The sequence below is a fragment of the Amycolatopsis rhizosphaerae genome (assembly GCF_007713715.1).
Taxonomy (GTDB): Bacteria; Actinomycetota; Actinomycetes; order Mycobacteriales; family Pseudonocardiaceae; genus Amycolatopsis_E; species Amycolatopsis_E rhizosphaerae.
In genome coordinates this window covers 1-11444 of sequence record NZ_VJWX01000218.1, presented here as the reverse complement: position 1 = coordinate 11444, position 11444 = coordinate 1, and the positions used below count along the sequence as shown (strand labels likewise).

Here is an 11444-nt window from a genome sequence, read left to right as displayed (position 1 = left end):
CACCACTTTCGGGCCGGGCACCGTGCTCGCCGCCTTCAGCGAGCAGTCGCGCACCACCTTCCCGCACGCCGAGGGCAGGCTGTCGGTGCTCCTCGAGGAGCCGGAGCGGTTCCTGGCCGCGTCCGAAGACGAGATCGCGAAAACCGTGATCGCGGACGCGGCGCGGATCGGGCTCGACCTCGACCGGCACCTGGTGAAGCACCGCGTGGTCCGGTACCCGCACGACTTCCTGTCGCTCGAACCCGGGCATCTCGCCGACCGCCCGTCCCAGCACACCCCCGTGCGGGGACTGGTGCTCGCCGGCGACTACACCCGTCAGCGCTGGCTGTCCACTATGGAGGGTGCGGTGCTCTCGGGTGAGCTGGCGTTCCAGGAACTGGAGCAGACATGAAGCTCGTGGTCACGGGGGCGACGGGGAACGTGGGCACGGCCCTGCTCAAGGCCGTGCACGGCAGGCGCTGGACGGTGACCGGGGTGGCCCGGCGGCGTCCCGCCACGGACCGGCCACCGTTCTCGTCGGCCCGGTGGATCTCCTGCGACATCGGGACCGAGGACGCGGTGAAGACGCTGACCGCGGCCTTCACCGGTGCCGACGCGGTGGTGCACCTGGCGTGGGCCATCCATCCCCGCTCCGGCGATCCGCCGATGCACCGGACGAACGTGCTGGGCACGGCGCACGTCCTGCGGGCCGTGGCCGCCGCGGGCGTGCCGCGGCTGGTGTGCGCTTCGTCGGTCGCTGCCTACGCACCCGCGCCCCGGTGGGAGCGGGTGCGAGAGGACTGGCCGCGCACGGGCGTGCCCGGGAGCGCCTACAGCGCGGGGAAGGCCACGCTCGAGGCCCAGCTCGACGCGTTCACCGCCCGCCACCCGGGGACGCGAGTGGCCCGCGTCAGGCCGTGCGGGATCGCCTACGGCGCCGCCGGTGCCGAATTCTCGGGCATGATGCTGGGCCCCTGGCTTCCCCGGTTCCTGCTCGGCAGCCGCTGGCTGCCGATCCCGCTCTGGCCGGGATTCCGGGTGCAGATCGTGCACGCCGAGGACGTCGCCGCCGCGATCGGGCTGATCCTCCGGCACGAGGCCGCCGGCGCGTTCAACCTGGCGGCCGAGCCGGTCCTCGGCGCGAAGGAACTCGGTGAGATCCTCGGCGGCCTCCGGCTCCCGGTGCCGCTGGGCCTGCTGACGCCGGCCGCCTGGCTGGGCTGGCGGCTCGGTCTGACCCCGCTGCACCCGGCCTGGCTGGTGCTCGCAGACCGCGTGCCGCTGATGGTCACCGCGCGGGCGCGCGAGGAACTGGGCTGGTCCCCGCGGCACGACGCGGCGGCGGCGCTGGAGGAACTGCTCGCCGGGATGCGCCAGGACCGGACGGTGGACACCGGCCCGCTCGCCCCGCCCCGCGGGCTGAGCCTGCCCGGGCGGCCCACGCACCAGAGCCAGGCGTGCTGACCCCTTCAGCGCCAGGCGAAGACAGGCTGTTCCAGGTGGGCGACGCGGGTGTGCCTGCCATGCAGCGCCACTTCCCGGAACTGGAACAGCACGGCACCGGTCGGGGCGTGCACCAGGCTGCCGGCAAGCGGGAGCTGGATCACCGGCCGGTCCGACTCGGGGATGCGGACGAACCGCGGTTCCGCGTCGAGTTCGGTGAAGGAGATGCGGTGGACCCGCGCCACCTCGTCCGGGTTCGGCACGGGATCCATACCGGCGGCGACCCGCACCACGACCGGCGTGATGACGTATCCCGACCGCGTGGCGTAGTCGTCGAGCAGGCCCAGGCACTCGTGCCGTCCCGCGACGATGCCGAGCTCCTCGGCGAGCTCGCGCAGGGCGCCGCCGACCGCGTCCTCCCCGTCGTCGAGCCGCCCGCCGGGCAGCGCGAACTGGCCCGCGTGGGCCCGTAGCTTCGAGGCACGCCGGGTCAGCCAGAGTCCCGGCTCACCGCCGTCGTCGGACACCACGAGGGCCACCGCCGCCACACGACGGCCCTGGGCGGGGATCGCCACGCGGGGGAACCGCTTCAGCGCCTCGCCGAGCCGCTCTGCCCAGTCGCTCACCGGCGGGCGCCCCTTTTCGGTCGGTCCTGTCGTCGCCGCGGTCGTCACGGCGGGCCCCGCCCAGCATGCCAGGCGTCAGGCCGGGAGGACGGCCAGGTCCAGTGCGGCGAGCCGGGCCGGATCGGCGATCACCTCGTAGGCCGCGATCCGGTCGCCCTCGATCGCGACGGTGAGGGCGAGCCGCAACCTGCCGCAGGGAGCCACCACGATGCCGACCGAGCCGTTCACCAGCGCCGCTTCGGCGAAGCGGGCCCTCTTGCCGAACACGAGGGTTTCCTCCGCGACCACCCGGGCGCCCCGGCTTTCCACCGCCGCCCCGGGCGGCAGCGCGGCCGGGTCGGCACGGCGCACCACATCGGGGGCCAGTACCGCGAGCAGGGCGCCGAGGTCGCCGCCACGGGAGGCGGTGAGGAAGGCGTCCACCACCGCGCGGTGCCGCGCCAGCTCCACCGCCGGGACCGCGGGCGTGCCGCGGACGCGGTGCCGGGCGCGGCTGGCGAGCTTCTTCGCCGCGACTTCGCTGCGGTCGACGATGCGGGCGATCCGGTCGAAGGGCACGCCGAACAGGTCGTGCAGCACGAACGCGACCCGTTCGGTGGGCGTCAGCATGCCGAGCACGACGAGCAGGGCCCTGCCCACGGACTCGGCCATCAGCGCCTCCTGCTCGGGATCGGCGCCGCCCCGGCCAGGGAAATCCGGTTCGGGCAGCTCGGGAACCGGGTCCTCGGGGCGGGCACTGCGGGCCCGGAGCAGGTCGAGGCAGATGCGGGAGATCACCGTCGTGAGCCAGCCGGTGAGGTTCTCGACGTCGCTGACGTCGGTGCGTTGCAGGCGCAGCCAGGTCTCCTGCACCGCGTCCTCGGCCTCGGCCGGCGAGCCGAGCATCCGGTAGGCGACGGCCCGCAGGTGCGGGCGCTGCGCCTCGAACCGGACCGCGGGCCCGTCGTGCTCGTCCATCGGTCACCTTTCCTCGTCGTGCTCCGTCACCCTGTTCGACGGAACGGAACCCACCGAAGTGACCGGGAGTACGACCATGATCGACCTCGACGGCGGCCTGCTGCACCTCGACTGCGCCGCCAGCGCCCGCACCGACTCGGTGTCCCGGCGGCTGACCGGGCTGTTCGCCCGCATCTGGCGGGAACGGACAGGAGCGGGCGGATACCGGTACCGCGACCTGGCGGCGGACCCGGTGCCCCTACTGGGCGCCGCCTACGTCTCACTCGGTCAGCGCGTCGAGCGGCACGGTGCGGTGCCGCCCGAACGGGTGGCACCGATGGCGGAGAGCGAACGCGAGCGGCGGGAGTGGGCACTGACCCTGCCGCTGGTCACCGACCTGCGGACCGCGGGCACGGTCCTGCTCGGCGTGCCGATGTACAACCTCACGGTGCCGGCCGCGTTCAAGGCGTGGATCGACCGCGTCTCCTTTCCGGGGATGTACACCGACCCCGGGACCGGAGAGAGCCTGCTGAGGGACACGAAGATCGTCGTGGTGATGGCCCAGGGCGGCGCCTACGGGCTGGGAACCCCGCGCGAGGGGTACGACTTCCAGACCCCGTACCTGCGTGCGTACTTCGGCAGGCTCGGCGTGGCCGGGGAGAACCTGCACTTCGTGCGGGCGGAGATGACCCGGGCCGACGACGTGCCGGAACTGGCTTCGTTCCGCGGGTACCGGGACCGGTCGCTGGCCGAGGCGCACGCCGCCGTGGAGCACCTTGCCGCCGGGCTCTGCCCGGCGGCAAGGTGAGTGCGCGCGCTCAGTAGTAGAAGATGTCGGCGACGCACTCCTGACCGTTGACCAGCTGGGTGGCCACCTCACCGTCCTTCTGAATCGCTTTTCCGGCCACCGTGCCGTCAAGCTCGACCACACCCACTCCGTCGGCGGCGTGCGCCCCCTTGATGGTCAGCCGAGTGCCCGGTTGCGCTGCCTTGTCCACTACAGACCGGGTTTCTTCCCGTGGTTGGGCGTGGAACCCCTCCGTGCACAGCATCGCCTTCGCGCCGTCGCCGTCGCCGGCGTTGAGCTTGTCCAGGAATGCCTGGACCTTGGCGATGATCTCGTCCTTCGACGGGAATTTCGGACGGGACGAGGACGTCGCCGAGGGCGACCCGGCCGGTAGCGACGGGGTGGGGGACGGCGAAGTGGCCGCCGCCTGCGCCCCGCCGCCGGACTTGCCGCCGAGGAAGAAGCCCGGCTGCCAGAAGCCGGTGATCCCCACGGCCGCCAGCACCACGACGAGCGCGACCGAAAGCGCGATCCACAGCCCCTTCCTGCCGCCGCTTCCCGGCGGCCGCGCGTCGTACTGCGGGCCGTTCTGGGCGCCGTAGTACGGACCGTGGCCGGGGGCTCCGGGAGGCATGGGTTGCTGCGGGAAGCCGCCCCAGTGGGGGCCGGAACCCGGCTGTCCCGGCTGCGGGGGATAGGTCATCGGGGTGCCTTTCATCTGTTGGTACGCGCGTTTCGACGCAACGGCACCCCGGCCGGTTTCCCCGTTTCCGCCGCCGTTTCCGGGCAGTTTCCGGTGGTTTCCGGACAATCAGCCCTTGACGCACACCACCTGCTTGAGCTGGGCCACCACCTCGACCAGGTCGGTCTGCGCGGCGATCACCGACTCGATGTCCTTGTAGGCGGCCGGGATCTCGTCCACCACGGCCTCGTCCTTGCGGCATTCCACCCCGCTGGTCTGCGCCGCCAGATCCGCCGCGGTGAAGGTCTTGCGAGCCTTCGTCCGCGACATCCGCCGCCCGGCGCCGTGCGAGGCCGAGTGGAACGAGCGTTCGTTGCCGAGCCCGCGCACGATGTAGGAGCCGGTCCCCATGCTGCCCGGGATGATGCCGAGGTCGCCCCGGCCCGCCCGGATCGCGCCCTTGCGGGTCACCAGCACGTCCACGCCGTCGTAGGTCTCCTCGGCGACGTAGTTGTGGTGGCAGGAGACCGGCTCGTCGAACCGCGTCCCCGGAATGGTCTCGGCCACCGCCTGGCGCACCAGTGCGAGCATCGTGGCGCGGTTGCGCGCGGCGTAGTCCTGCGCCCAGAACAGGTCCCGCCGGTAGGCTTCCATCTCGGGCGTGCCCGCCAGGAACACGGCGAGGTCGCGGTCGGGCAGGTCGGCGTTGTGCGACAGGCGCCGTGCGAGGTCGATGTGCCGCTTGGCCAGCTCGTTGCCGATGCCCCGGGAGCCGGAGTGCAGCATCAACCAGACCCGGCCGGTGCCGGGGCCACTCTGTTCGAGGCAGACCTCGATGAAGTGGTTGCCGCCGCCGAGGGTGCCGAGCTGCGCCCTGGCCCGCTCGCGCAGCTTCTGCACCCCGTCGTGCAGACCGGTGAACGCCGACCAGAACCCGTCCCAGCCACCGAGGCCCGGCACCCGGGCCGGGGGGACCGGGTTGCGGTGCATCGCGAACCCGACCGGCACCGCCGACTCGATCCGGCGCCGCAGCGGCCCGAGATCGTCGGGAAGGTCCTCGGCGGTCAGCGAGGTGCGTACCGCGCTCATGCCGCACCCGATGTCCACGCCGACGGCGGCGGGCGAGACGGCGTCGCGCATCGCGATCACGCTGCCCACGGTGGCACCCTTGCCGTAGTGCACGTCCGGCATCACCGCCAGCCCGTGCACCCACGGCAGGTTCGCGACGTTGTGCAGCTGGCGCAGCGCGGCGTCCTCCACCGAAGCCGGGTCCGCCCACATCCGGATCGGTACGCGGGCACCTTCTACCGCGGTGAACATCTTTTCGTCCCTTCTTCGTCTGCGGGCACCAGCATCCTGTGAGGACCGTCCGCTGATCAACCGGTTTACCGCGGCACCCGGAAGACCCCTTCACGGCAGTGGTCCAGTCCACTTGCCTGGCGCGTGAAAACGCTCACCCGTCCAGCATGTGAGACGGGGGTGAATTTCCTTCGCGTTAACCTAGAGTCCCCTTGGCCCGTCACCCGACCACCTTGGGGAACCCTTGTCCGCCAGCCTGCCGGTGAACGCCGTGCCCGCGGCGTCCGGCCTGCGCGCCCTGCTGCGCGGCCTGCGCCGCGACCGCTGGGCTCAGGCCAGCGCCGCCCTGATCGTGCTCTTCGCGCTCGCCGCGGTCGCCGCGCCGCTGCTGTCGGCGCTGGAAGGCCAGGATCCCTACACCTACCACACCGAACTGCTCGCGAACGGAACCGGGGCCGGGGTGCTCGGTGGCATCTCCGCGAAGCACTGGTTCGGGGTGGAACCGCTGACCGGCCGCGACCTGTTCGCGATCGTCGTCCACGGCGCGCGGACCTCGTTCCTGATCGGCCTGGCGGCCACGCTGGTCTCGATCGCGATCGGGGTGCTGCTCGGCGCGGGGGCGGGCTACCTCGGCGGGCGCTGGGACACGCTGGTGAGCCGGGCGACCGACGTCCTGCTCGGATTCCCGCAGCTGATCTTCATGATCGCGCTGGGCGCCGTGGCGCCGGCCGCGATTCCCCGGCCCGTGCTGCTGATCGTGGTGATCGGACTGTTCGGCTGGCCCCGCGTGGCCCGCGTGATCCGGGCGCAGACGCTCAGCCTGCGCGACCGCGACTTCGTCAGGGCCGCCAAGGCATTCGGCGCGGGCACCGGCCACGTGTTCCGGCGCGAACTCCTGCCGAACCTGTGGGCACCGATCATCGTGCTCGCCACGGTCGGCATCCCGGAGAAGATCGGGATGGAGGCCGCGCTGTCCTTCCTCGGCGTCGGCATCGCCCCGCCCACCCCGAGCTGGGGACGGTCGATCAGCGACGCGATCGGCTGGGTGAAGACCGATCCGATGTTCCTGATCTTCCCCGGGGCCGCGCTGTTCGTGGCCACCCTGGCGTTCAACCTGCTCGGCGACGGGCTGCGCGACGTGCTCGACCCGAAGACGGGGGTGCGCCGCTGATGCGCCTGCTCCGGTTCACCGCCGCGCGCCTGCTCGGCATGCTCGCGGTGCTGCTGCTGATCAGCCTGGGCACCTTCGCGGTGTTCTACCTGCTGCCGACCGATCCCGCGCGCATGTCCTGCGGAAAGCCGTGCACCACCGAAAACCTCGCGATCGCCCGCTCGTTCATGGGTTTCGACAAACCCTGGATCCAGCAGTACCTCGACTTCCTCGGCGGGATCTTCACCGGGCGCAGCTTCGGCACCGGGACGACCGCGATCGTCTGCTCGGCGCCCTGTTTCGGCTATTCCTTCCAGCAGAACGAACCGGTGCTGGCCCTGATCGGGGACCGGCTGCCGGTGACGGCCTCGCTCGCGCTGGGCGCGGCGGTGCTGTGGCTGGTGTCCGGAGTGGCCATCGGGGTGCTCTCGGCGCTCAAGCGGGGCAGCTTCCTCGACCGTCTCGCGATGACCGTCACCCTGGCCGGGGTGTCCGCACCCGCGTATCTGGTGGGCCTGCTCGGCATCCTGCTGTTCGGGTTCACGCTCGACGTCGTGCCGGTGGGCGGGTACGTGCCGCTGGCGGCCAGTCCGGTGGACTGGGCGTGGCACCTGGTGCTGCCCTGGCTGGTGCTGGCGTTCATCAACGCCGCGATCTACGCCCGCCTCGCCCGTGGCCAGATGCTGGAGACGCTCGGCGAGGACTTCATCCGCACCGCCCGCGCGGTCGGCCTGCCGGAGCGCACCGTGATCGGGCGCTACGCCCTGCGCCCGGTGCTGCTGCCGGTGGTCACCGTGTTCGCGGTGGACCTCGGCGGCCTGCTCGGCGGCGCGGTGATCACCGAGCGGGTGTTCGCGCTGCCGGGGCTGGGCGGGCTGATGGTCGACGCGGTGCACCAGATCGACCTGCCGCTGCTGATGGGCGTCAGCCTGTTCGCCGCCTTCTTCGTCGTCCTGGCCAACTTCGCCGTGGATGTGCTGTACGGGCTGCTCGATCCGCGCGCCCGGCTCACCTGAGAAAGGGAACTTGATGGACCGCAGAGGCTTCCTCCGGATGATCGGGGCCACCGCCGCGATGACGGGCGCGGGTTCGCTGCTGGCCGCCTGCAACGCCAACGAACGGGCGGGCGGCGGGCAGCAGGCCGTGGTGGCGGCGGGCGGCACGCTGTACGTGCTTTCCGACACCACGTCGCTGCACCTGGACCCGGCGAAGAGCCAGGGCCTGGCGATCACCTCGCTGGGCCTGCTGTTCCGCAGGCTCACCGTCTGGAAGACCTCGCCGGACGGCCCGGCCACCGTGGTGCCGGACCTCGCCACCGACATCGGGCGCGCCGGCGCCGACGGCAGGACGTGGACCTACACGCTCAAGGACGGGCTGGCCTACGCGGACGGCACGCCGATCGTCGCGGCCGACATCAAGTACGGCATCGAGCGGTCGTTCGCCCCGGCGTTCTCCGGCGGACTCGGCTACCACAAGGCGCTGCTGGCCGGTGCCGAGTCCTACCGCGGCCCGTTCGAAGGCGGGGACCTCGCTTCGATCGAAACGCCCGACGACAAGACGATCGTGTTCCACCTCAACCGGTCCTACGGGGACTGGCCGTGGCTGGCGAGCATGCCCGCCTTCGCGCCCGTGCCCCGCGGCAAGGGGACCGACGCCACCTACGACACCCAGCCGGTGGCCTCCGGTCCGTACCAGGTCACGAAGTACGCCAAGGGCGTCGAGGTCCGCCTGGGCCGCAATCCGCACTGGGACCCCAAAACCGACGTGGCGCGCACCGGCCTGGCGGAAGAGATCGTGTTCCAGCTCGGCCAGGACGCCTCGGTGATTTCCCAGCGGCTGATCGCCGACTCCGGCAACGACGCCTACGCCTTCGGTTCGGCCTTCGTCGCCCCGGCCCAGCTCGCGCAGCTCCAGGGCAACCCGGCGGTGAAGCCGCGGGTGGTCACCTCGAAGTCCGGCGCGCTCGCCTACCTGGCGCTCAACACCCGCCGCGGCCCACTGGCGAATCCCCGGGTGCGGCAGGCCTTCCAGTACGCGGTGGACAAGCAGGCCTACCAGATCGCGACCGCGGGCAGCGTGGACCTCGCGGGCCCCGTCGCGACCACCCTGATCACCGAGGGCATCGCCGGACGCGAGGTGTTCGACCTCTACCCGGCACCGCCCACCGGTGACGTGGCCAAGGCGAAGGAACTGCTGGCGGCCGGGGGCTACCCCAACGGTCTGGACAATCTGGACTTCCCGGTGTCCACATCGAACAATATGGCCGACAAGGCGCAGGCGATCCAGGCGGCGCTGGCGCGCGCCGGGATCCGCGCCACCCTGCGGCCGCTGGACGAGGATGCCTGGGAGGCGGTCGTCACCGGCAACGACGGGTCCTACGACCTGACGCTCGGTTCGTGGCAGCCGGACTTCCCCAGCGCCAACGCCAACATCCAGCCGCTGTTCGGCTCCTCGGAGATCGGCAACGGCGGCTACAACCTGTCCCGGTACTCGGTGCCCGAGGTGGACGCGCTGATCTCCCAGGCGCAGGGGACGCTGGACCAGGCCGCCGCCGGGAAACTGTGGGCACAGGCCGACCGCCGGATCCTGCAGGACTCGCCGGTGGTGCCGCTCATCTACACCCGCAACTCGTTCCTGCACGGTTCGAAGGTTGGCGATTTCACCATCGGGGAGTTCCCCGCCTATCCGAACTACCTCCAGATCGGGTTGGCGAAGTAGGCCATGCCGGAGCCGTTGCTGTCCCTGACCGGGGTTTCCCTCGCCTTCTCCGGAGTCCAGGTCGTGCGGAACGTCGGTTTCGACGTGGCGCCGGGGGAGGTGGTGGCGCTGGTCGGCGAGTCCGGGTCGGGCAAATCGGTGACCGTGATGTCGCTGCTGGGCCTGTTGCCGGGCACCGCGACCGTCACCGGCTCGGCCGTCCTGAAAGGACGGAACCTCTACGCGCTCGCGCCGGAGGAGCTGCGGGCGGTGCGCGGCGGCGAGATCGGCATGGTGTTCCAGGAGCCGATGAGTGCGCTCAACCCGGTCCTGCGGGTCGGCACCCAGCTCGTCGACGCGGTCAGGGCGCACCGGAAGGTGACCAGGGCGAAGGCCCGGGAGCGTGCGCGGGAGCTGCTCGGGCTCGTGGAACTCGAGCCGGGCCGGACGCTGCGCGCCTACCCGCACGAGCTTTCCGGCGGCCAGCTGCAGCGGGTGGTGATCGCGATGGCCCTGGCCGGTGATCCCGCGCTGCTGGTCGCCGACGAGCCGACGACCGCGCTCGACGTGACCGTCCAGGCGGCCGTCCTGGACCTGCTGCGGCGGCTGCGTGACCGGCTGGGCACGGCGATCCTGCTGGTGACGCACGACATGGGGGTGGTGGCGGATCTCGCCGACCGCGTGGTCGTGCTCCGCGACGGCGAGGTGGTGGAGCACGGCGCGGTGGATCGGTTGTTCGCGGCACCGGCGGCGGAGTACACGCGGCAACTGCTGGATTCGGTGCTGTCACTGGGAAGCGGTATCGCGGGCGACAGTGACGCCCGTACCGCCGAGCCGCTGGTGTCGGTGCGGGACCTGCGGGTGACCTACCGGGGCCGCCCGCCGGTGCGGGCGGTGGACGGCGTGAGCCTGGACATCGCCCCGGGCGAGGTGCTGGGCCTGGTCGGCGAGTCCGGTTCGGGCAAGAGCACCATCTCCGCCGCGCTGCTCGGCCTGGCCCCGATCTCCGGGGGAGCGGTGACCGTGGACGGCGTCGAGCTGGCGACCGCGGAGAAACGGGCCCGCCTCCGGGTGCGGCGCGGGATCGGGGTGGTGTTCCAAAACCCCGGTTCCGCACTCAACCCGCGGGCGAGTATCGGGGCGAGCATCGCCGAACCCCTGGAGCTGCACGGGTACCCGGGTGACCGGCGGGCCAGGGTGGCGGAACTGCTGGACGCGGTCAGGCTCGACCCGTCCTGGGCGCGCCGGTATCCGCACGAGCTGTCCGGCGGGCAGCGCCAGCGCGTCGGCATCGCCCGGGCACTGGCACTGAAACCGCGGTTGCTCGTCGCCGACGAGCCCACCAGCGCGCTGGACGTCTCGGTTCAGGCCGCCGTGCTGGACCTGCTCGGCGAACTGCAGCGCGAACTGTCCTTCGCCTGCCTGTTCATCAGCCACGACCTGGCGGTCGTCGAGCGGGTCGCCGACCGGGTCGTGGTGCTGTACCAGGGAAGGATCGTCGAACAGGGCGGCGTCGCGAGCGTGCTCGGCAATCCGCGCGAGCCCTACACGCAGCGGCTCGTCGCCGCGGCGCCGGTCGCCGATCCGGCCCTGCAGGCCCGCCGCCGGGAAGCCTGGCGCGCCCTGCCCGCCTGACTTCCCGCCGCGGGCCCGCAACGGGGTTGCGGTTCCGGTGAGGGGTCCCCTCACTGTCGATACGGCCAGGGTCCCGGCAAAGTCCGGTCCGCTCGCGGTGTAGGGCGCGTCCGCCGGGCGAGTCCCACGCTCGTGCGGGAATGGGCGCCGTGAAGGGTCCCTTCACAGTCGAATCGACTGTGAAGGGACCCTTCACGGCCAACACTCACC

Annotated in this window: 11 protein-coding genes; 7 read left to right on the top strand and 4 right to left on the bottom strand. The window is 72.0% G+C overall.

Annotation, left to right across the window (positions count from 1 at the left end):
• Both FNH05_RS20905 and FNH05_RS20900 read left to right on the top strand, forming a co-directional pair.
• The coding region (locus FNH05_RS20905; protein WP_186382657.1) for an FAD-dependent oxidoreductase at positions 1-391 on the top strand (391 nt) is incomplete at its 5' end.
• Positions 388-1443 carry an NAD-dependent epimerase/dehydratase family protein gene (locus tag FNH05_RS20900; protein WP_144590399.1) on the top strand — a complete coding sequence of 352 codons (1056 nt, stop codon included), beginning with the start codon at positions 388-390 and terminating at the stop codon, positions 1441-1443. The genes FNH05_RS20905 and FNH05_RS20900, both read left to right, overlap by 4 nt.
• Before the next feature lie 5 nt (positions 1444-1448).
• On the opposite strand, the gene FNH05_RS20895 is transcribed toward FNH05_RS20900, so the two are convergent.
• Complete coding sequence (locus FNH05_RS20895) at positions 1449-2048, bottom strand: NUDIX hydrolase (RefSeq protein ID WP_144590398.1); 600 nt, start codon at positions 2046-2048, stop codon at positions 1449-1451.
• A 75-nt stretch (positions 2049-2123) separates the two neighbouring features.
• A complete protein-coding gene (locus FNH05_RS20890) occupies positions 2124-3005 on the bottom strand; it encodes a sigma-70 family RNA polymerase sigma factor (RefSeq protein ID WP_144590397.1) in 882 nt (293 codons plus the stop codon).
• Between the two features lie 76 nt (positions 3006-3081).
• On the opposite strand from FNH05_RS20890, the gene FNH05_RS20885 reads away from it, so the two are divergent.
• Entirely contained in the window at positions 3082-3792 is a 711-nt protein-coding gene (locus FNH05_RS20885) for an FMN-dependent NADH-azoreductase (protein WP_144590400.1), read from the top strand.
• 10 nt (positions 3793-3802) lie between these two features.
• Here the strand turns inward: FNH05_RS20885 and FNH05_RS38175 are convergent, their stop codons facing one another.
• Together FNH05_RS38175 and FNH05_RS20875 are read right to left on the bottom strand one after the other, a co-directional pair.
• A complete protein-coding gene (locus FNH05_RS38175) occupies positions 3803-4474 on the bottom strand; it encodes a hypothetical protein (RefSeq protein WP_186382656.1) in 672 nt (223 codons plus the stop codon).
• A 108-nt stretch (positions 4475-4582) separates the two neighbouring features.
• Complete coding sequence (locus tag FNH05_RS20875) at positions 4583-5773, bottom strand: RtcB family protein (RefSeq protein WP_144590396.1); 1191 nt, start codon at positions 5771-5773, stop codon at positions 4583-4585.
• A gap of 223 nt (positions 5774-5996) precedes the next feature.
• Between FNH05_RS20875 and FNH05_RS20870 the strand changes: the two genes are divergently transcribed.
• From FNH05_RS20870 to FNH05_RS20855, 4 genes are read left to right on the top strand one after another with little or no spacing between them, the layout of a single operon-like run.
• Entirely contained in the window at positions 5997-6923 is a 927-nt protein-coding gene (locus FNH05_RS20870; RefSeq protein WP_144590395.1) for an ABC transporter permease, read from the top strand.
• Positions 6923-7918, top strand: a complete 996-nt coding sequence (locus FNH05_RS20865; RefSeq protein WP_144590394.1) for an ABC transporter permease — start codon at positions 6923-6925, stop codon at positions 7916-7918. Before FNH05_RS20870 ends, FNH05_RS20865 begins: the two co-directional genes overlap by 1 nt.
• Before the next feature lie 13 nt (positions 7919-7931).
• Positions 7932-9620, top strand: a complete 1689-nt coding sequence (locus FNH05_RS20860; RefSeq protein WP_144590393.1) for an ABC transporter substrate-binding protein — start codon at positions 7932-7934, stop codon at positions 9618-9620.
• A gap of 3 nt (positions 9621-9623) precedes the next feature.
• Complete coding sequence (locus FNH05_RS20855) at positions 9624-11234, top strand: dipeptide ABC transporter ATP-binding protein (protein ID WP_144590392.1); 1611 nt, start codon at positions 9624-9626, stop codon at positions 11232-11234.
• Positions 11235-11444: the final 210 nt, after the last annotated feature.